At 51.3% G+C, this 21,173-nt stretch carries 18 protein-coding genes; 8 read left to right on the top strand and 10 right to left on the bottom strand.

Annotated elements, in window-relative coordinates:
• Positions 1 to 13: 13 nt before the first annotated feature.
• On the bottom strand, positions 14 to 466 hold the full coding sequence (gene matP, locus AACS05_RS07950; RefSeq protein WP_045441349.1) for a macrodomain Ter protein MatP: 453 nt from the start codon (positions 464 to 466) through the stop codon (positions 14 to 16).
• Between the two features lie 185 nt (positions 467 to 651).
• On the opposite strand from matP, the gene AACS05_RS07945 reads away from it, so the two are divergent.
• Both AACS05_RS07945 and fabA read left to right on the top strand, forming a co-directional pair.
• Positions 652 to 2,412, top strand: a complete 1,761-nt coding sequence (locus tag AACS05_RS07945; RefSeq protein WP_045441348.1) for an AAA family ATPase — start codon at positions 652 to 654, stop codon at positions 2,410 to 2,412.
• A 68-nt stretch (positions 2,413 to 2,480) separates the two neighbouring features.
• Entirely contained in the window at positions 2,481 to 2,999 is a 519-nt protein-coding gene (gene fabA, locus AACS05_RS07940) for a bifunctional 3-hydroxydecanoyl-ACP dehydratase/trans-2-decenoyl-ACP isomerase (protein WP_010429339.1), read from the top strand.
• A gap of 107 nt (positions 3,000 to 3,106) precedes the next feature.
• Here the strand turns inward: fabA and rmf are convergent, their stop codons facing one another.
• The 6 genes from rmf to rlmKL all read right to left on the bottom strand — a co-directional run bounded on the left by rmf (position 3,107) and on the right by rlmKL (position 11,032).
• Entirely contained in the window at positions 3,107 to 3,274 is a 168-nt protein-coding gene (gene rmf / locus AACS05_RS07935; protein WP_003035871.1) for a ribosome modulation factor, read from the bottom strand.
• Positions 3,275 to 3,530: 256 nt separating this feature from the next.
• Complete coding sequence (pqiC, locus tag AACS05_RS07930; protein WP_045441347.1) at positions 3,531 to 4,094, bottom strand: membrane integrity-associated transporter subunit PqiC; 564 nt, start codon at positions 4,092 to 4,094, stop codon at positions 3,531 to 3,533.
• A complete protein-coding gene (gene pqiB, locus AACS05_RS07925; RefSeq protein ID WP_045441346.1) occupies positions 4,091 to 5,731 on the bottom strand; it encodes an intermembrane transport protein PqiB in 1,641 nt (546 codons plus the stop codon). The genes pqiC and pqiB overlap by 4 nt, the downstream gene beginning before the upstream one ends.
• A 4-nt stretch (positions 5,732 to 5,735) precedes the next feature.
• Positions 5,736 to 6,989: a membrane integrity-associated transporter subunit PqiA gene (pqiA, locus tag AACS05_RS07920; RefSeq protein WP_045441345.1), complete on the bottom strand. Its 1,254-nt coding sequence runs from the start codon at positions 6,987 to 6,989 to the stop codon at positions 5,736 to 5,738.
• Between the two features lie 14 nt (positions 6,990 to 7,003).
• Positions 7,004 to 8,911, bottom strand: coding sequence for an ABC transporter ATP-binding protein (locus AACS05_RS07915; protein ID WP_045441344.1), 1,908 nt, complete (start codon positions 8,909 to 8,911; stop codon positions 7,004 to 7,006).
• A 12-nt stretch (positions 8,912 to 8,923) separates the two neighbouring features.
• Positions 8,924 to 11,032, bottom strand: a complete 2,109-nt coding sequence (gene rlmKL / locus AACS05_RS07910; protein ID WP_045441343.1) for a bifunctional 23S rRNA (guanine(2069)-N(7))-methyltransferase RlmK/23S rRNA (guanine(2445)-N(2))-methyltransferase RlmL — start codon at positions 11,030 to 11,032, stop codon at positions 8,924 to 8,926.
• A gap of 98 nt (positions 11,033 to 11,130) precedes the next feature.
• Here rlmKL and AACS05_RS07905 point away from each other — a divergent pair, with 98 nt between their 5' ends.
• Positions 11,131 to 12,240 carry a YcbX family protein gene (locus AACS05_RS07905; protein ID WP_045441342.1) on the top strand — a complete coding sequence of 370 codons (1,110 nt, stop codon included), beginning with the start codon at positions 11,131 to 11,133 and terminating at the stop codon, positions 12,238 to 12,240.
• On the opposite strand, the gene zapC is transcribed toward AACS05_RS07905, so the two are convergent.
• Positions 12,237 to 12,779, bottom strand: coding sequence for a cell division protein ZapC (gene zapC, locus AACS05_RS07900; protein ID WP_045441341.1), 543 nt, complete (start codon positions 12,777 to 12,779; stop codon positions 12,237 to 12,239). The genes AACS05_RS07905 and zapC overlap by 4 nt on opposite strands.
• 166 nt (positions 12,780 to 12,945) lie before the next feature.
• Positions 12,946 to 13,956, bottom strand: coding sequence for a quinone-dependent dihydroorotate dehydrogenase (pyrD, locus tag AACS05_RS07895; protein ID WP_045441340.1), 1,011 nt, complete (start codon positions 13,954 to 13,956; stop codon positions 12,946 to 12,948).
• A gap of 244 nt (positions 13,957 to 14,200) precedes the next feature.
• Here pyrD and ssuE point away from each other — a divergent pair, with 244 nt between their 5' ends.
• Genes ssuE through ssuB form a run of 5 tightly spaced genes read left to right on the top strand, consistent with a single transcriptional unit; the run spans position 14,201 to position 18,452 of the window.
• Entirely contained in the window at positions 14,201 to 14,776 is a 576-nt protein-coding gene (ssuE, locus tag AACS05_RS07890) for an NADPH-dependent FMN reductase (protein WP_045441339.1), read from the top strand.
• A complete protein-coding gene (locus tag AACS05_RS07885; protein ID WP_045441338.1) occupies positions 14,769 to 15,743 on the top strand; it encodes a sulfonate ABC transporter substrate-binding protein in 975 nt (324 codons plus the stop codon). Before ssuE ends, AACS05_RS07885 begins: the two co-directional genes overlap by 8 nt.
• Positions 15,740 to 16,885 carry an FMNH2-dependent alkanesulfonate monooxygenase gene (gene ssuD / locus AACS05_RS07880; RefSeq protein WP_045441337.1) on the top strand — a complete coding sequence of 382 codons (1,146 nt, stop codon included), beginning with the start codon at positions 15,740 to 15,742 and terminating at the stop codon, positions 16,883 to 16,885. The genes AACS05_RS07885 and ssuD overlap by 4 nt, the downstream gene beginning before the upstream one ends.
• An 11-nt stretch (positions 16,886 to 16,896) precedes the next feature.
• Positions 16,897 to 17,688, top strand: coding sequence for an aliphatic sulfonate ABC transporter permease SsuC (ssuC, locus tag AACS05_RS07875; RefSeq protein WP_045441336.1), 792 nt, complete (start codon positions 16,897 to 16,899; stop codon positions 17,686 to 17,688).
• Positions 17,685 to 18,452: an aliphatic sulfonates ABC transporter ATP-binding protein gene (ssuB, locus tag AACS05_RS07870; protein WP_045441335.1), complete on the top strand. Its 768-nt coding sequence runs from the start codon at positions 17,685 to 17,687 to the stop codon at positions 18,450 to 18,452. Before ssuC ends, ssuB begins: the two co-directional genes overlap by 4 nt.
• Positions 18,453 to 18,489: 37 nt before the next feature.
• Here the strand turns inward: ssuB and pepN are convergent, their stop codons facing one another.
• On the bottom strand, positions 18,490 to 21,102 hold the full coding sequence (pepN, locus tag AACS05_RS07865) for an aminopeptidase N (protein ID WP_045441334.1): 2,613 nt from the start codon (positions 21,100 to 21,102) through the stop codon (positions 18,490 to 18,492).
• Positions 21,103 to 21,173: the final 71 nt, after the last annotated feature.

The following is a 21,173-nucleotide window of genomic DNA, read 5'->3' as shown; positions in this document are numbered from 1 at the left end:
AAAATATCATTGCCTACTCTTTTCCCAACAATGCCTGCAAATCCTGTTTCAACGTGGACATTTTGTTGGCGTACTTCTCTTTATGCTCTGCATCCTCAATCAGTTGCACGATCGTTTCTGAAAGCGTTTTGCCGCGCCGTTGCGCAAGTCCGGCTAATCGCTGCCAGACGATGAACTCCAGATCGATAGATTTCTTACGCGTATGCTGATGTTCAGCATTAAAATGCCGTTTACGCCGCGCCCGTATAGTCTGTTTCATACGATTTTGCAGCGCAGAGTTCATGTGTTCATCAATCCAGGCATTGACCCGAACCGGCTCATTCTCGAGGGTTAGCAACAAATCAACGGCTTCTTCGGCAGCGCTGGTTTCCACGTAACGGGTAATCAACTCCCCCTCACGATGCTTCTTCACCAGGTACTTCCATTTCCAGCCGCTTTCAAGGTTTTCAAGTTGTTGATATTTCATTGCGATCTCAATGTTACCGTGTAACTCTTATCAGAATATCAGCTTTTTGGGCATCTGAAGAAAAGAATATCCAGCCTGTGAACTGTCGCGCGTCATCGCATCTGTTTAGCCGTGCTTTCCGCGTGTGCAGTGCTGACGGTTACGGTATAATCTCGTTTTTTACAACAGACTAAAAAACATCAACTTTGACCATTACGAAACTTGCATGGCGTGATCTGGTTCCTGATACCGACAGTTATCAGGAAATATTTGCACAGCCGCACGTCACTGACGAAACCGACACCTTACTCAGTGATACTCAGCCACGTTTACAATTTGCGCTAGAGCAGCTTCTTCAGCACTGGACGACGTCCTCCTTTATGCTGGTGAAAGCGCCGGAAGAGCTTGAGTATCTCAATCTTATTTCATCAGCTGCACGCACATTGCACACGGATGCCGGAAGCTTGACCGGGGGTCACTACGATATCTCTGGCCACACTATTCGTTACCGTGAAGCAGAAAATGCAGAAGACAATTTTGCGACCTTAACTCAGGTGGTAAATGCTGACTGGGTTGAAGCCGAACAACTGTTTGGCTGCCTGCGTCAGTTTAATGGCGAAATTACCCTGCAACCGGGTCTGGTACATAAGGCCAACGGCGGCGTACTGGTTATCTCATTACGCACGCTTCTGGCTCAACCACTGCTGTGGATGCGCCTGAAAGCCATTGTCAGCCACGAGCGCTTTGACTGGGTGGCCTTTGATGAGTCTCGCCCACTTCCTGTCTCCGTTCCTTCTATGCCGCTTAAAATGAAAGTGGTGTTAGTGGGAGAGCGCGAATCACTGGCAGACTTCCAGGAAATGGAGCCGGAACTGGCAGAGCAGGCAATTTATAGCGAGTTTGAAGATAATTTGCAGATAGTGGATGCCGAAACCATGACGCAATGGTGTCAATGGGTGACGCATACCGCCAGACGCAACGCTCTGCCTTACCCCGCCCCTGATGCCTGGCAGGTATTGATCCGTGAAGCTGTTCGCTACACCGGTGAGCAGGATACTTTGCCGCTTAACCCACTGTGGATCATCCGACAGCTTAAGGAAGTAGCTCCTTTATGCGATGGGGATACTTGCAACGCCGAACAGTTCAGCCTGATGCTTGCACAGCGTGAATGGCGCGAAGGTTTTCTCGCCGAACGTATGCAGGATGAGATCCTGCAAGAGCAGATCCTTATCGAGACTGAAGGTGAGCGTATTGGTCAAATCAATGCCCTGTCAGTGATTGAATTTCCGGGTCATCCACGCGCATTTGGTGAACCTTCACGTATCAGTTGCGTCGTTCATATTGGCGATGGCGAATTTACTGATATCGAGCGTAAAGCCGAGCTTGGCGGAAATATTCATGCTAAAGGCATGATGATAATGCAGGCTTTCCTGATGTCGGAGCTGCAGCTTGAACAGCAGATCCCGTTTTCTGCCTCACTGACTTTCGAGCAATCGTACAGCGAAGTGGATGGCGACAGTGCATCAATGGCAGAACTGTGCGCGCTGATCAGCGCTCTCGCAGATGTGCCTGTAAATCAAAGCATTGCGATCACCGGCTCTGTTGATCAGTTTGGTCGCGCACAGCCTGTCGGTGGCCTGAATGAGAAAATTGAGGGCTTCTTTACTATCTGCCAGCAGCGTGAATTAACCGGTACTCAGGGTGTCATTATTCCTTCAGCCAACGTCAGGCACCTGAGTCTACAACCAGCTCTGCTACAGGCCGTTGAAGAAGAAAAATTCACTATTTGGGCGGTGGACGACGTGACCGATGCGCTGCCGCTTTTGTTAAATCTTGTGTGGGATGGTGAAGGCCAGACAACGCTGATGCAAACTATCCAGGAGCGCATTGCCACGGCAACGCAACAGGAAGGTCGTCATCGTTTCCCCTGGCCGCTACGTTGGCTGAATGCATTTATTCCGAACTGATCGGACTTGTTCAGCGTACACGTGTTAGCTATCCTGCGTGCTTCAATAAAATAAGGCTTACAGAGAACATGGTAGATAAACGCGAATCCTATACAAAAGAAGACCTTCTTGCCTCTGGTCGCGGTGAGCTGTTTGGCGCAAAAGGCCCACAACTGCCTGCACCAAGCATGCTGATGATGGACCGTGTCGTCAAGATGACCGAAACCGGTGGTAACTTCGACAAAGGTTATGTTGAAGCTGAACTGGATATCAACCCGGACCTGTGGTTCTTCGGATGCCACTTTATCGGCGATCCGGTGATGCCAGGCTGCCTGGGTCTGGACGCTATGTGGCAGTTGGTTGGATTCTATCTCGGCTGGTTGGGCGGCGAAGGTAAAGGCCGTGCACTGGGCGTAGGCGAAGTGAAGTTTACTGGCCAGGTTCTGCCGACCGCGAAGAAAGTCACTTACCGCATCCACTTCAAACGCATCGTTAACCGTCGTCTGATCATGGGCCTGGCTGATGGTGAAGTGCTGGTTGATGGCCGTCTGATCTACACGGCTAATGATCTGAAAGTAGGTCTTTTCCAGGATACTTCTGCGTTCTGATTCAGGACTGCGTAGACTGTCTGATAGCGACGTTATTACGTTTTATCAGGCCTACAAAAAGGCGAAACCTCCGCGTGCGGAGGTTTCTTTTATCTAAAGAGACAGAATCAGGCCATTAACACCCTATCCCCCATGGCTTCTCGCCAGCCTCCCAGCCAGTATGACCTTTGATTCAGCGTCTGATAGGGACACATTTCTTTTGAGCGTCCGGCAATGCCGGCCTGATAACCACGTTGATGTGCCCGTTCCAGGCGATCTCGTTTTTGTCTCTTCATGCCTCGTTTCCCTCATTTTTAGGTCTGGTGGAAAAGAAAACAGTGATTACTAAGTATGCAATCACACTAAACGAATACCCCGAAACATCATGCCCGTCAATGCGCAAAATTCACGCCAGTGTCATATTTGTGAGCTAGCTGGTAAATCATTTGTACAAAAATTTGCTGTCAGAACAGCTATCTCAACCGCTAAAAAAATAAAAAAAACCGCCCCGGGCACTAAACCAGAGGCGGTAAAATTTACAATTATTTAAACTTAAGGGATCCTTTTCAGCTCCTGAGCGATAGCCGTCGCTTCCTGGCTCCAGGCAGCAGCCAGAACCTTCACCATCTCATCATAGCCATCCTGAGTCTGTACGGCTTCGATGTGGAACGGACGCTTGATCAGCTGTCCCTGATGGTTCAGCAGCCATTCGCCGCTCACTATCACCTTCCCGTCATAGCGGCCATGAAAGCCTGTCACCGTCACATTAAGCGTGTCCTGTGTGCTTCCCAGAGGCTGAGAAGCAACAACCCATCCCGGCAACTGCATACTGAGGTTGGCGACAAGCGTATTGCGCAATTGCTGATCTAACGGACTGGCCCAAAGATTACTGTTGGCAATGACGTACTTAACATCGCTGGTCTGGTACACAACCCCATTTCCCGCCAGATAATCCGGCACCGCTACCTGCTCAACCCACAGCAGACGGTTCCCCTGATTGGCCGTACTCTGCACACCGCCCTGCGCAATGGGAAGCTGGTAATAGCTTTTATTTTCTCCACTGGAGCTGCATGACGTCAGCCAGACCACCATCATCACCACTAGCCACTTTTTCATTGTTTCGCCCTCTTCGGCTCTGGATCTTTTTTATCCTTCGCTTCAAACACCAGCGCATTGCTCTTATCGTTCAGCGTTTTCAGCACCGGCTGCAGTTCACGCAGAACCTGATCAAGACGTTGCATATCTGCCACCATCTTGTTGTAGGCCGCGGAACCAGGCTGGAAGCCTTGCATACTACGATTAAGCTCGCGCAGCGTGTTCTGCATATCCGCCGGAAGCTGCTGCATCGACTGGCTACCGGTTATCTTATTCATGTTATCCAGCGTGGTTTGCAAATGCTTCATCGTACGCTGGCTTTCCGTCAGTGTACTTGTCGCCTGCTCAATCATCGGGTTCAACGGCAGATTGTTTATCTTATCCAGCGCTTCCATTAAACGCTGTTGGATTTGCGCCAGGCCACCGCTAACAGTCGGGATAATTTGATAACCATTAAACTCACGCACACCCGTAATCGGCGGATCTTTCGGATAGAAGTCGAGATCGACATACAGAGCCCCCGTTACCAGGTTCCCTGTCTTCAACGATCCTCTTAATCCACGTTTGAGCAATTCAGCCAGATGGGCACCGACATCAGTATCTTCACCTAACTGCGCTTTCAGGCGTTCAGGCTCAATACGTACCAGCACCGGAATGCGGTAATCATCGTTGAAGACCTGGCGCATATTCGGTGCAAAGAAAGGCACTTTGCTTACTGTACCAAGGCGAATACCTCGGAACTCAAGCGGTGCTCCTGGTTGCAACCCACGAATCGAATCCTTAAAGAACATCAGGTAATCGATATGGTCTGTGTACAGGGAATCCTGAATACTTTTTTGATCATCATAGAGAGTAAATGAGGCCTGCTGCGCAACCGGCTGGCCTTGCTCTAGTCCTTCCGGTACATCAAAACTGACTCCGCCGCCAAACAACGTGGTAAGAGAACCCATTTCCACACGCATGCCTGCCGAGGTGAGATCCACTGCAATTCCGCTGTCTTTCCAGAAGCGTACGTTGCTTGTCACCAGGCGATCGTTTGGTGCATTGATGAAAAGCTGATAGCTGATCGTACGTTTTTGCGCATCAAACATACTGGTCTCAACCGACCCCACGCGATATCCCCGGAACAGTACCGGATCGCCAGGGCTTAACTGGCCGGCTTTTTTACTGTCGAGGATTACACGGATCCCCTTCGCATCTGGTGGTGCCAGCGGAGGAGAGTCCAACAGTTGATAGTTTTCCAGTCTGCTACCTTTATTCCCGGGTTGCAGTTCAATATAAGCCCCGGATAACAACGTACCTAAACCGCTGATGCCTTCACGTCCCACCTGTGGCTTCACCACCCAAAAGACAGAATCTTTATGCAGCAGCTTCTCCATACCAGAATTGAGACGGGCTTTAATCTCTACATGAGTTAAATCATCTGTCAGCGTCGCGCTCTCAACCACGCCGACGTCAACGCTGCGGCTTTTAATCGTTGTCTTACCACCTTCGATACCTTCAGCATTGGTCGTGATCAACGTGACTTCCGGCCCCTGATGACTGTAATGATAAAACAGCACCCATGCGCCGATGAGCGCAGTGACGATCGGAAATATCCATACGGGTGACCAGTTCTTCACCTTCTGCACTTTGGCTTCCCCACTTTTAGATTCCATGCTGTCAGGACTCCTCATGATCTGGTTCTGGTTCACGGTCCCACGACAGACGTGGATCGAACGTCATCGCAGAAAACATTGTCATAATGACGACTAAAGCAAACATCAAAGCACCCATTGCAGGATAAATGTTCATCAACCCTCCCATGCGCACCAGCGCAGAGAGTACCGCAATAACAAAGACATCAATCATTGACCAGCGGCCAACAAACTCTACGACCTCATAAATGAAATGCATCCGCTCACTGTCACGTTTACCATGCCCTTTCGCATCCCAACACAACCAGGCAATAGCGATCATTTTTAACGTTGGCACCAGAATACTGGCGATAAATATTACCGCAGCCACCGGGTATGAACCTTCGCTCCAGATTAAAACAACACCCTCAATAATCGTTGACGGCAGCTTTGACCCTAACAAATCGGTGATCATGATCGGCAAAATATTGGCTGGAAGGTAAAGCATGATCGACGTGAACAATAACGCCAGCGTCCACTGTAGGCTGTTTTTACGTCGAACGTAGCCTTTTGTCTGACAGCGGGGGCAGACATGTTCATCAGCAGGAAGAATAGCCGTGCAGCAGGAACATGAACGTAACCCCTGTCGAATACCGGGAACGCCAGGCTTTAAAACTTGCTTAATAACCGGCATGGGTGCGATATCATCCCACAGCCAGCGACGATCGACACACTGAAATGCGCGTAGTTGCAAAATACAAAAGAAGCACCACGGAATGAAGCTGCTGCCCACGCCAATATCGCCATAGGCCATCAACTTAACAAAGCTGACTAACACCCCTGCAAGAAAGATTTCCGCCATTCCCCAGCTTTTTAACTGGAACAAGACACGTGCTAACCGGGCTTTAAGCCGGCCAGGCATCTGAACCCGATTCACCAGCAGCAAGATGGTCAGCAAGCAAAAAGCGGGAACCAGTTGAACGAATAATAAAAAGAAAGTCCCGAGGCTGGCATAGTTCTCTGAAAAGAGAACGCTGGGGATCTCCAGCAGCGTCACTTCACTTCTCACCCCTGCTACGTTCATGTTTACAAAGGGAAAGAGGTTGGATAAAAGCAGCATAAAAAGCGCCGCTAAAACATAGGCAGTGGGACGCTGTCTTGGCGCGTCCCACTCAACGGTTAACGTAGTGCCACATCGTGGACATGCCGCTTTCTGACCATGCGTAAGGCTAGGTAACGCCACCAGCATGTCACACTGCGAGCATAATATATGCTTCGCGGCATGGTGATGTTCGCACATATGTGCTCCTTTAATTATGCGCCATTCTTCAAAGACTCAAGATACTCCCAGCGCTCAAAGGCTTGCTCAAGTTCTTGTTCCGCTTCGCTCAGGTTAGCGAGTACCTGTTGCGTTTGCTCATGCGGCTGGCTGAAAAAGTCAGCGTCAGCAACCTGAGCCTGTAACGTTTCCAGTTTAGCTTCCAGCTCTTCAAGCAATACGGGGAGCTGCTCCAGTTCGCGCTGTAGTTTATAGCTTAGTTTGCTAGTCGTGCGTTTTACAATTTCTGCTTTAGGGGCAGCAACTTCCTCTGTTTTTTTCGCTACAGGCTGTTTAAACGCCACATATTGTGTCTGCTGACCACGCGCATCATGGTAACCGCCCACATAACGACCAATTTTGCCGCCGCCTTCGAAGATCCAACACTCGGTTACCGTGTTATCGACAAACTGACGATCGTGACTCACCAGCAGAACGGTGCCCTGATAGCCGTCAATCAGTTCTTCAAGCAGTTCCAGAGTTTCGACGTCGAGATCGTTAGTTGGTTCATCGAGGATCAGAAGGTTACTGGGCTTCAAAAACAGACGCGCCAGCAGCAGACGATTTCGTTCTCCGCCGGAAAGAGCACGCACAGGTGTCATCGCACGTTTCGGATGGAACAGGAAGTCCTGAAGATAGCCCAGAACATGACGCGGCTTACCATTAACCATGACTTCTTGCTTACCTTCAGCAAGGTTATCCATTACGGTTTTATCGGGATCGAGTTCCGCACGATGTTGATCGAAATAAGCAACTTCCAGTTTTGTCCCGACATGAATACGACCGCTGTCTGCCTGAAGCTGACCTAACATCAGCTTGAGCAGCGTCGTTTTACCGCAGCCGTTAGGTCCAATTAAGGCAATCTTGTCGCTACGTTGCACCTGCGCGGAGAAGTCTTTCACCAGCTGTTTACCCTCAACCTGGTAATCAACATTCTCCATCTCGAAGACAATCTTGCCTGAGCGGCTCGCCTCTTCAACCTGCATCTTCGCCGTGCCCATCACTTCTCGGCGTTCGCCACGTTCCCTACGCATTGCCTTCAGCGCACGGACGCGACCTTCATTACGGGTACGACGCGCTTTAATACCCTGGCGGATCCAGACTTCTTCCTGTGCCAGTTTGCGATCAAACTCCGCATTCTGTAACTCTTCTACTCGCAGCGCTTCTTCTTTATCCAGCAGATATTGATCATAATCCCCCGGATATGACACCAGCTTGCCGCGATCGAGATCGACGATACGCGTTGCCATATTGCGAATAAACGAACGGTCGTGGGAAATGAAAATAATTGTTCCGTTGAAGGTTTTCAGGAACCCTTCCAGCCAGTCAATGGTTTCAATATCCAGGTGGTTTGTCGGTTCATCCAGCAACAATACGCGCGGATTGCTGACTAACGCCCGGCCCAGCGCCGCTTTACGCAGCCAGCCGCCAGAGAGCGATGCCAGCTCCATGTCTGGCTCCAACCCAAGCTGCTCCAGTACTTCATTAATGCGGTTTTCCAACTGCCACAGATTGTGATGATCCAGTAGTTCCTGAACCTTCGCCAGTTCCTGCAGGTTTTTATCGCTCGGATCGGTGATCACCAAATGCGAGATATCGTGGTAACGCTTGAGGTAAACCGCTTGTTCTGCAATCCCTTCAGCGACGAAATCGTAGACACTACCCTGCACGTTACGCGGCGGATCCTGTTGCAGACGCGCCACAACCAAATCCTGCTCATAAATGATACGTCCGTCGTCAAGACCCTGCTCACGGTTAAGGATCTTCATCAGCGTCGACTTGCCTGCGCCGTTACGGCCAACCAGGCAGACGCGTTCGTTATCCTCGATATGCAGTTCTGCATTATCAAGAAGCGGCGCATCGCTAAACGACAGCCATGCACCATGCATACTGATTAATGACATTTACTTTTCCTTTCAGGCTGAGGTGATCAGCCAGCAGTTGTGGATCTGACGGTTACGGGCAAAGTCCTGAGAAAGCGTTTTTTGGGTAATTTCTTGTGCTTTCAGTCCCAGCTCGGCCAGCCCATCAAGATCCATACGGAACCCACGTTTGTTGTTGGAGAACATGATCGTGCCGTCTTTACGCAGCAGACGTTTCAGATCTTTCATCAGCGCCAGATGATCGCGCTGCACGTCAAACGAGTCTTCCATACGTTTAGAGTTAGAGAACGTCGGTGGATCGATGAAGATTAGATCAAACTGTTCATTGGCTTCACGTAACCAGCCCAGGCAGTCGGCCTGAATTAAGCGGTGTGCACGACCACTCAGCCCGTTGAGTCGCAGGTTGCGTTCCGCCCACTCCAGATAGGTGCGTGACATATCTACCGTTGTGGTGCTACGTGCACCGCCTAATCCCGCATGTACGCTGGCGCTGCCGGTATAAGAGAACAGATTGAGGAAATCTTTACCCTTGCTCATCTGGCCCAGCATGCGGCGTGCAATACGGTGATCGAGGAACAGACCGGTATCAAGATAGTCGGTCAGGTTAACCCACAGGCGCGCGTTGTACTCGCTAACCTCAATGAATTCACCCTTTTCATTCATCTTCTGATACTGGTTTTTCCCTTTTTGCCGTTCACGGGTTTTCAGCACCAGTTTGTTTGGTGCGATCTCCAACACCGACAGCGTGGCGGCAATGATGTCGAACAGACGCTGGCGCGCTTTCTGCGCATCAACCGTCTTCGGCGGCGCATATTCCTGAACCACTACCCAGTCACCGTAGCGATCTACCGCAACATTGTATTCCGGCAGATCGGCGTCATACAGGCGATAGCACTCAATCCCCTCCTGGCGCGCCCACTTTTCCAGCTTCTTAATATTCTTACGCAGACGGTTAGCATAGTCTTCTGCCACCGTTGCAGGTTTGCTCTCCGCTGTCGTTTCCGCAACGTGATAGTTTTTCTGTACACAATCCAGCGGACCATTTTTCGCTTTGAACTGCTTATCAGCACGAAGCTGCAGGCTGCTGAGCAAATCCGGGGAGGCGCTGAACAACGACAGGTTCCAGCCGCCAAACTGGTTTTTCATCGTGCGTCCCAGCAGGCTGTGCAACGCGATCAGCGCCGGTTCGCTATCCAGACGTTCACCGTATGGCGGGTTGCTGATAACCGTACCATACGGCCCTTTCGGCAGCGGATTACTCAGTTTAGCCACATCTTTGACATCAAAAGTCATCAGCTCGCCAATACCGGCGCGACGGGCGTTACTGCGCGCTTTTTCAATGACGCGAGCATCGCTATCGGATCCATAGAAATGCGACGTATAGTCCGCTAGTCCTTTACGCGCACGAACCTGTGCTTCAGCTTTAACCTCTTGCCAGACAGCTTCATCATGTTGTGCCCAGCCGCTAAAACCCCAGTAGCCACGATGCAGGCCAGGTGCACGATCGGTTGCCCACATCGCCGCTTCAATCAGCAACGTACCGGAACCACACATTGGATCGAGTAACGGTGTCCCCGGCTGCCAGCCAGAACGCATAACAATCGCGGCAGCCAGCGTCTCTTTGATTGGTGCCTGCCCTGCACGCTCACGGTAGCCGCGCTGGTGCAGACCATCACCGCTCAGATCAAGCGCAATACTGGCGGTATCTTTATTCAACCAGACGTTGATACGTAGATCAGGAGATTCGCGATCCACATTCGGTCGCGGGAGATTTTTTCGGGTAAAGGCATCGACAATCGCATCTTTTACTTTCATCGCGCCGTACTGGCTGTTGCGAATCGTATCGTTCAGGCCGCTAAAGTGAACTGCGAATGTAGCCCCCGGATTAAATATCTCTGTCCAGTCGATTGCCTGAACACCGAGGTACAGATCAAGATCGCTGTAAACCTTGCACTCTCCCATCGGCAGGATAATGCGCGAGGCCAGGCGGCTCCACATCAGGCTCTGGTAAACAAGCCGCGTGTCGCCCTTAAAATGGACCCCACCCTGAACTACCTGACACTCCACGGCGCCGAGGTTTTCCAGTTCAGTTTTTAACAGCTCTTCCAGCCCACGGGCCGTACTGGCAAACAGAGAATTCATAATGTCACTTTTACTCCAGGAAAATTGCTGCGCATTATAGCCAATCTCACGCGCATGTCATAAAGTTGAAGGCTTATTTTCGTTCGAGGGACTTTACAGTGGTAACGTTAACCCGACTTTTTATTCATCCGGTTAAATCAATGCGCGGCATTGGGCTTACACACGCCCTGGCAGACGTTAGCGGTCTGGCCTTTGATCGCATATTTATGATTACCGAACCTGACGGAACGTTCATCACCGCCCGACAGTTCCCACAGATGGTACGCTTCACCCCCTCACCTTTGCATGACGGGCTGCATCTCACAGCTCCAGACGGCAGTAGCGCACTGGTTCGTTTTGCCGACTTCGCCACGCAGGATGCACCAACGGAAGTCTGGGGAAACCATTTTACCGCGCGTATCGCACCGGCGGCGATCAACCAGTGGCTCAGCGGCTTTTTCTCCCGCGAAGTACAATTGCGTTGGGTTGGTCCGCATCTGACGCGTCGGGTAAAACGCCACGCTGGCGTGCCTTTATCTTTCGCCGATGGTTTTCCTTATCTCCTGACTAATGAAGCATCACTGCGTGACGTACAACAGCGCTGCCCGGCAAGCGTCAAGATGGAGCAGTTTCGCCCCAATCTCGTAGTCTCGGGAGCCGCGGCATGGGAAGAAGATACCTGGAAGGTTATACGCATTGGCGACGTTATCTTTGACGTCGTCAAACCCTGCAGCCGTTGTATTTTTACCACCGTCAGCCCAGAAAAAGGTCAGAAGCACCCGTCTGGTGAACCGCTGGCTACACTGCAAACTTTCCGTACTGCGCCAGATAACGGCGACGTCGATTTCGGTCAAAACCTCATTGCCCGTAACAGCGGCGTGATCCGTGTTGGCGATGAAGTCGAAATCCTGGCAACCGCCCCAGCTAAAGTCTATGGCGCGGCAGAATCTGACGATACCGTACCGGAAAAACAGTCTCCTGATGCAACACTACTTATTGACTGGCAGGGACAAACCTTTCGCGGAAACAATCAGCAGGTATTACTTGAGCAACTGGAAAACCAGGGGATCCGTGTACCCTATTCATGTCGGGCGGGGATTTGCGGATGCTGTCGAATTCGACTGGTAGAAGGTGAAGTCAGCCCGCTGAAAAAAACAGCAATTGGTGATGACGGGACGATTCTTTGCTGCAGTTGTGTGCCGAAAACGGCAATCAGGCTGGAGAGTTAAACCGCCTGCTCCAGGCTGAAACTGTCGGCAGGGATCTGCGGTTTCAGTCTGTCGTTCATAATTTTGATGGCGTCACCGAGTTGCATCGTGCGTCCGGCAATAACGACTCCAGGCTGTGCGAGCAGACAAAGCGCGGCATTTTCACCAGGTTCAACCACTAACAAATTCACCTGTTCTTCGGTATCACTTAACCAGACACAGGCAGCATCTCCCACGGTCGGAGACCAGTTAAGGGTATGCGCTACAAAGTGCCAGCTTTTTGGCATCTGCGGTTTGAGATAACGAATAGCCACCAGCGCATTAAGCACCAGTTCAGCTTTTTGTTCTTTGGCTAAATCCAGGTAACGGCATTTTTCTTCAAAAGAAAAATAAAGTGCGGCATCATCAACACAAAAACCGGACGGAGAAAATGCATCAGGGGTGAGCATTTTGCGAGCAAAACGCGAGCGAAATAACATGCCATTGGCTAAATCGAGCATCATACGATCGTGCTCTTCATCATAATACCAGCGCCAGTTATCGTCAGGTTTAATTCGCATCAGTTTCTCTCCTTTCCTTAATCATCGCCGTCGCGGTAGTATCCTTTTTCCGCTTCGCTAATTGCCCTAATAATAAAAGCCTAAAATGTTTAAATAAGCAACAGTAAAGGAATATAAAACAACCAGGACTAGAAATAAAGCCCTGGTTGTCTGATTAAGGCAAAGTTCAGATATTGGTGACGATTTCTTTAATCAACGGCGGACCTTTAAAAATAAAGCCGGAATAAATCTGAACCAGCGAAGCACCCGCTGCTATTTTCTCACGCGCAGCAATAACGGAGTCGATACCGCCCACACCGATAATTGGCAGTTGCCCTTTTAATTCACGAGACAACATGCGAATAATTTCCGTACTTTTTAATTGCAGCGGTCGACCACTCAACCCACCCATTTGATCGCAATTTTTCATTCCCTGAACCAGAGAACGATCGAGTGTTGTGTTAGTGGCAATAACGCCATCGATATTATGGCGAACTAAACTATCAGCCACCTGGATCAGTTCTTCCTCAGAAAGATCCGGCGCGATCTTTACCGCCACTGGAACATATTTATGATGGATCGCTTGCAGATCGTTTTGTTTATTTTTAATTGCCGTCAGCAAATCATCCAGCGCTTCGCCGTATTGCAGCGTGCGTAATCCTGGGGTATTTGGCGAGGAAATATTCACCGCAATATAACCAGCATAAGCATAGACTTTTTCCATACAAATCAGATAGTCATCTTTGCCATTCTCTACCGGGGTATCTTTATTCTTACCAATATTAATCCCCAGAATGCCGTCAAAATGCGATTTCTTAACGTTCTCCACCAGGTTATCAACACCCAGATTATTAAACCCCATACGGTTGATCAGACCTTCTGCATCCACCAGACGGAAAAGGCGCGGCTTATCGTTACCCGGTTGAGGTCGTGGCGTCACGGTGCCTATCTCAATCGAGCCGAATCCCATTGCGCCAAGTGCATCAATGCACTCCCCGTCCTTATCCAACCCGGCTGCCAGGCCAAGCGGATTTTTAAACGTCAGCCCCATACAGGTAACCGGCTTTGCGGGTACTTTCTGACGGACAAGCGCTTCAAGCGGCGTGCCCGTAATGCGACGTAATTGCTGGAATGTAAATTCATGAGCGCGCTCAGGATCGAGCTGAAAAAGGGCTTTACGAACGAAGGGGTAGTACATGAACTCTCCTGGATTCCCGGTGTGCAAACCGGGGGCGTATTATGTGCGATCGCGAGCAAAAAGGGAATTGACCTGTGGCAATAAATAGCAAACGTTTCCCTCCCGAGGTTCGTTTTATGCATTTTTCAGCTTTTCTATTCCGTATAAATCATTTCGATAAACAAAATCTCTCTGCCAGACTGCATAAATTGTTATCAATGTTAAATAAAATCGAACAATTAGTTATAAGGAGAGTTTATAAATTATGCGCGTTATCACCCTGGCGGGAAGCCCACGCTTTCCCTCTCGCTCCAGTGCCTTACTGGAATATGCACGAGAAAAACTGAACGGGCAGGATGTCGACGTTTACCACTGGAACCTTCACAATTTTGAGCCAGAAGATCTGATCTATGCACGCTTTGACAGCCCAGCCCTGAAGGCGTTTATCGAACAGTTAAAAGATGCTGACGGACTGATTGTTGCCACTCCTGTATATAAAGCCGCTTACTCTGGCGCTCTGAAAACGTTGCTCGACCTGCTTCCTGAACGCGCGCTGGAAGGAAAAGTTGTTCTGCCATTGGCGACCGGCGGCACAGTTGCACATCTGTTGGCTGTCGATTACGCGCTGAAACCGGTGCTGAGCGCACTCAAAGCCCAGGAGATCCTGCACGGCGTTTTTGCCGACGATTCGCAGATCATCGATTATCAACATAAGCCGCAGTTTACGCCAAACCTGCAATTGCGCCTGGACAGCGCGCTCGACACTTTCTGGCTGGCGTTGCATCGCCGCGATGTGCAGCTTCCACCGTTGAACGCTCTGCGAGGTGCGGCCCATGTTTAATTTACTAAAGCGTCACACTTCGTGGCTGGCGCTGAGCGGACTGCTTTCTCTGTCAACACTGGCTCACGCCGCAGACGCGGCGCCAGACGTACTGCGTATCGGCTATCAGAAAAGTAGCATCAGCATGGTGCTGGCAAAAAACCATCAGCTACTGGAAAAACGCTATCCGCAGACGAAAATCTCCTGGGTAGAATTTCCAGCCGGCCCGCAAATGCTGGAAGCATTGAATATCGGCAGCATCGATCTGGGCAGCACCGGTGATATTCCGCCGATCTTTGCCCAGGCTGCCGGAGCCGACCTGGTCTACGTGGGCGTCGAACCCGCCAAGCCGAAAGCCGAAGTCATTCTGGTGCCGAAAAATAGCCCAATTCAAACCGTTGCAGAACTGAAAGGGCACAAAGTCGCCTTCCAGAAAGGCTCAAGTTCACACAATCTACTGCTCCGTGCCCTGCAACAGGCCGGGCTGAAATTTACCGACATTCAAGCTACTTATCTGACGCCCGCTGACGCCCGTGCCGCCTTCGAACAGGGAAACGTTGATGCCTGGGCTATCTGGGATCCGTACTACTCCGCAGCCTTGCTGCAAGGTGACGTTCGCGTGCTGAAAGACGGTACCGACCTCAAGCAGACCGGTTCTTTTTATCTCGCCGCACGTCCTTATGCCGAGAAAAATGGCGCTTTTATCCTCGGCGTCCTCGACACCTTTAGCCAGGCCGATGCCTTAACGCTCAGCCAACGTCAGCAGAGCATCACGCTGCTGGCTAAAACCATTGGGCTGCCAGAACCGGTTATTGCCTCCTGGCTGGATCATCGCCCACCAACCACCATTACGCCCGTCAGTACCACAGTCGCCGCATTACAGCAGCAAACCGCCGATCTGTTTTATGACAACCGTCTGGTACCGAAAAAAATCGATATTCGCCAACGCATCTGGCAACCCACTCAGCAGGCAGGAGCAAAATTATGAGTCTGAATATGTTTTGGTTTTTACCTACACACGGTGATGGGCACTATCTGGGGACAGAAGAAGGTTCACGTCCGGTCGATCACAGTTATCTGCAACAAATCGCGCAAACTGCCGATCGTCTGGGTTTTACCGGCGTACTGATCCCAACTGGTCGCTCATGCGAAGATGCCTGGTTGGTCGCCGCCTCAATGATCCCGGTTACACAGCGGTTAAAATTTCTGGTCGCTCTGCGTCCAAGCGTGACGTCGCCAACGGTTGCCGCTCGCCAGGCCGCAACGCTTGACCGACTGTCTAATGGTCGGGCGCTGTTTAACCTGGTCACAGGTAGTGATCCGCAAGAGCTGGCGGGTGATGGTGTTTTTCTCGATCACACTGAGCGTTATGAAGCCTCTGCTGAGTTCACTCGGGTATGGCGACGTCTGTTGCAGGGCGAAACCGTGGATTTCAACGGCAAACATATTCACGTTCGCGGGGCGAAGCTCTTTTTTCCACCGATACAACAACCTCATCCTCCACTTTACTTTGGCGGTTCTTCCGATGTGGCACAGGATCTTGCCGCTGAACAGGTCGATCTCTACCTGACATGGGGTGAACCACCTGAACTGGTGAAGGAGAAAATTGAACAGGTCCGGGAAAAAGCAGCGGCACAGGGACGCAAGATCCGTTTCGGTATTCGCCTGCATGTGATTGTACGTGAAACCACTGAAGAGGCGTGGCAGGCGGCAGATCGTCTGATAGCCCATCTTGATGATGAAACTATTGCAAAAGCTCAGGCTGCGTTCTTGAGAACGGACTCTGTCGGCCAGCATCGAATGGCGGCATTGCACAACGGTAAGCGCGACAAACTGGAAATTAGCCCAAATCTGTGGGCTGGCGTAGGTCTGGTGCGTGGAGGCGCAGGCACGGCGCTGGTTGGTGACGGTCCCACGGTTGCAGCACGTATTAACGAGTATGCCGCACTGGGTATCGACAGTTTTGTCTTATCCGGGTATCCGCACCTGGAGGAAGCCTGGAGAGTCGGTGAACTGCTGTTCCCGCATCTGGATGTTGCGATCCCGGAAATACCGCAACCCCAGCACCTGCATCAACAAGGCGAAGCGGTAGCTAATGAATTTATCCCGCGTAAAGCCGCGCAAAGCTAAGGAGTATGCTGATGGCAACGCCGAAAAATACATGGCTGCTGCGTCTTGCCCCCTGGTTTTTACCAGTAAGTCTGGTGACGCTCTGGCAATTGGCATCCTCAATGGGCTGGCTGTCCACCCGTATTCTGCCCTCTCCAGAGGGTGTTATAGAGGCCTTCTGGACGCTCTCATCCAGCGGTGAACTTTGGCAGCATCTGGCGATCAGCTCATGGCGGGCGCTGATCGGGTTTTCAATTGGTGGATCCATTGGACTGACGCTGGGGCTGATAAGTGGTTTATCCCGCTGGGGCGAACGCCTGCTGGATACCTCCGTACAGATGCTGCGTAATGTGCCACACCTGGCGCTGATCCCACTGGTGATTTTGTGGTTCGGTATAGATGAATCCGCCAAGATCTTTCTCGTCGCGTTGGGCACCCTGTTCCCGATTTACATTAACACCTGGCACGGGATCCGCAATATCGATCGCGGGCTGGTGGAGATGGCTCGCAGCTATGGTTTATCCGGCGTTTCACTTTTTATTCATGTCATCTTACCCGGTGCCCTGCCCTCAATTATGGTCGGTGTGCGTTTTGCCCTCGGGCTGATGTGGCTAACGCTGATCGTGGCAGAAACCATTTCCGCTAATGCCGGAATTGGCTATCTGGCGATGAACGCCCGCGAATTTCTGCAAACGGATGTGGTGGTGGTGGCGATCATTCTTTACGCCCTGCTTGGCAAACTTGCCGACGTCAGCGCGCAATTGCTGGAGCGTATCTGGCTACGCTGGAACCCGGCTTACCACGTGAAGGAGGCTACAGTATGAATACTGCTCGTTTAAATCAGGGAACGCCGCTTTTGCTAAGCGCCGTGACGAAACGCTACGCCGGGAATACGGTACTGAATCAGTTAGATTTGCATATTCCCGCAGGGCAATTTGTTGCGGTAGTCGGTCGCAGCGGTGGTGGAAAAAGTACTTTATTGCGACTGCTTGCTGGGCTGGAATCGCCCACCGCAGGTGAGTTACTTGCCGGAATCACTCCACTGGCTGATATTCAGGATGACACCCGAATGATGTTTCAGGATGCCCGCCTGCTGCCGTGGAAATCCGTGATCGATAACGTGGGTCTGGGCCTCAAAGGTAACTGGCGAGATGCTGCCTGCAAGGCACTAACCGCAGTGGGGCTGGAAAACAGGGCGACAGAGTGGCCTGCTGCTCTTTCTGGTGGACAAAAACAGCGCGTCGCACTGGCGCGTGCATTGATACACCGGCCCGGCCTACTGCTGCTCGACGAACCGCTTGGTGCGCTGGATGCATTAACCCGCCTCGAAATGCAGGACCTGATTGTTTCGTTGTGGCAGGAACACGGATTTACCGTTTTGCTGGTGACGCATGATGTCAGCGAGGCTGTAGCAATGGCCGATCGCGTGTTGCTGATTGAAGACGGGAAAATCGGACTGGATCTGACTGTAGATATTCCGCGTCCGCGTCGGCTGGGGTCGGTACGATTAGCCGAGCTTGAAGCGGAGGTATTGAATCGGGTCATGCAACGCGGATATACGGAGCAGCCGGTTCGTCGACACGGCTGATAATGCCGGATGGTGATGCAACCATCCGGCAAAATTATCAGGCTAACGCTTTGGTGATCTTCTCGAACAGGTCGCCAGAGAGATTCTCCAGTCCTTTCAATTGCTCCAGTGCCGCTCGCATCTTCGCCTGTCGTTTTGCATCATAACGTTTTAAACGAATCAGCGGTTCAATCAGACGAGAGGCAACCTGTGGATTTCGGCTGTTCAGTTCAGTGAGCATGTCGACCAGGAACTGATAACCGCTGCCATCTTCTGCATGGAATGCCGCCGGGTTGCTGCCCGCGAAAGCGCCAATCAAAGAACGGATACGGTTTGGGTTGCTCATGCTAAAGGAGCGATGCTGCAACAGGCCACGTACCGTTCCCAGCACATTGTCCGCCGGGCTGGTGGATTGCAGGATAAACCATTTATCCATTACCAGGCCGTCATGATGCCACTTGTCGTCATACTCCTGCATCAATGCATCACGGCATGGCAACTGCGCTGCTACTGCTGCAGACAGAGCCGCCAGCGAATCAGTCATATTATTGGCTTCGCGGTACTGCTTACTAACCAGGGTATCCGCCAGATGGGTTTCACCAAAAGCCAGGAAACGCAGGCAGGCATTGCGCAGAGTGCGCTTACCAATATCGGCATGTTCAACACGGTATTCATCAAGATGATTGGCGTTATAAATTGCCAGGAATTCATCTGCCAGTTCGGTTGCCAGCGTACGGGTTAGCGCCTCACGTACTTCCGTAATCGCCACTGGATCGATAATCTCAAACAGCTCAGCAATTTCATTCACCGAAGGTAGCGTCAGGATCTCTGCCGCCAGAGCCGGATCGATTTTCTCATCCAGCAGAATCGCGCGGAATGCGTCGGCAACATGTACCGGCAGCGACAATGGTTGTCCCTGCTGATGACGGGCAACGTTCAGCTTAATGTACGTCGCCAGCAGGCTTTGCGCTGCGTCCCAACGAGAGAAATCGTTGCGTGCGTGACGCATCAGGAACGTCAACTGCTGATCGCTCCATTTATATTCCAGCTTCACCGGTGCGGAGAATTCGCACAGCAGTGCCGGAACTGGCTGGAAGTAGACATTATCAAAGACGAATGTTTGCTCAGCCTGCGTGACGTTGAGCACCGAATTCACCGGGTGCCCGCCTTTTTGCAATGGGATCACTTTACCTTCGTTGTCGTACAACTCAATGGCAAAAGGAATGTGCAATGGCTGCTTTTCCGCCTGATCCGGCGTAGCTGGCGTACGTTGACTGATAGTCAGCGTGTACTGCTCTGTTGTTGGATTATAGTCATCACGCACTGTCACAATGGGCGTTCCGGACTGGCTGTACCAGCGGCGGAAATGTGAGAGATCGACATTTGAGGCATCTTCCATCGCCTGAACAAAATCGTCACAGGTCGCGGCGCTACCGTCATGGCGTTCGAAATAGAGCTGCATCCCTTTCTGGAAATTAGCCTCACCCAGCAAGGTGTGGATCATGCGAATCACTTCTGCACCCTTTTCGTACACGGTCAGGGTATAGAAGTTGTTCATTTCGATGACCATGTCCGGGCGGATAGGATGCGCCATCGGGCTGGCATCTTCGGCAAACTGCAAACCACGCATGGTACGCACGTTGCTGATGCGATTGACCGCACGGGAACCCAGATCGGAGCTGAACTCCTGATCGCGGAACACGGTTAAACCTTCTTTCAGGCTTAACTGGAACCAGTCGCGGCAGGTCACGCGATTGCCAGTCCAGTTGTGGAAATATTCATGGCCAATGACGCGCTCAATATCGAGGTAGTCTTTGTCGGTGGCGGTATCAGTACGCGCCAGAACATATTTGGAGTTAAAGATGTTCAGACCTTTATTCTCCATCGCGCCCATATTGAAGAAGTCCACTGCGACAATCATGTAGATGTCGAGGTCATACTCCAGGCCAAAACGCTCCTCATCCCATTTCATGGAGTTTTTCAGGGAGGTCATTGCCCACGGTGCGCGGTCCAGATTGCCACGATCGACGTACAATTCCAGCGCCACGTCACGCCCGGAACGGGTCGTAAAGGTGTCGCTCAGCACGTCAAAATCACCGGCTACCAGCGCGAACAGATAACACGGTTTCGGGAACGGATCCTGCCACTGGACCCAGTGACGACCGTTATCCAGCTCACCCTGAGCAATACGGTTTCCGTTAGAAAGCAGGAAAGGATATTTGGTTTTATCAGCGATGATCTTAGTGGTAAACCGCGCCAACACGTCCGGACGGTCAAGATACCAGGTAATGTGACGGAAACCTTCCGCTTCACACTGTGTACAAAGTGCATCGCCGGACTGATACAGCCCTTCCAGCGCGGTATTTGTCGCCGGGCTGATCTCATTTACGATACACAGGGTAAAACGTTCCGGCAGGTGGCTAATGACCAGAGCACCCTCTTCTTCTTTATACTCTGTCCACGGCACATCGTTCACGTGGATTGACACCAGGGTCAAGTCTTCGCCATTCAGGCGAAGAGGAGCATCAGACGCACCATGGCGGACAGCCTGGCTCAGTGCTGTGACCACGGTTTTTTCAGCATCCAGGTCAAAGGTCAAGTCAATATCAGTAATCTGGTAATCCGGTGCACGATAGTCGTGACGGTATTTGGCTTGTGGCTGTTGTGTCATAAAAAACCTTTAGCATCTTTTGTAGAGTCTCGGCTTCAGTCTATTCCTGTTGCGTAAATCGCGCTACGCAG

Source organism: Citrobacter sp. S-77 (assembly GCF_963864895.1).
Lineage (GTDB): Bacteria > Pseudomonadota > Gammaproteobacteria > Enterobacterales > Enterobacteriaceae > Citrobacter > Citrobacter murliniae.
The sequence above is the reverse complement of the archived record's forward strand: the minus strand, read 5'-3'. Positions and strand labels throughout refer to the sequence as shown.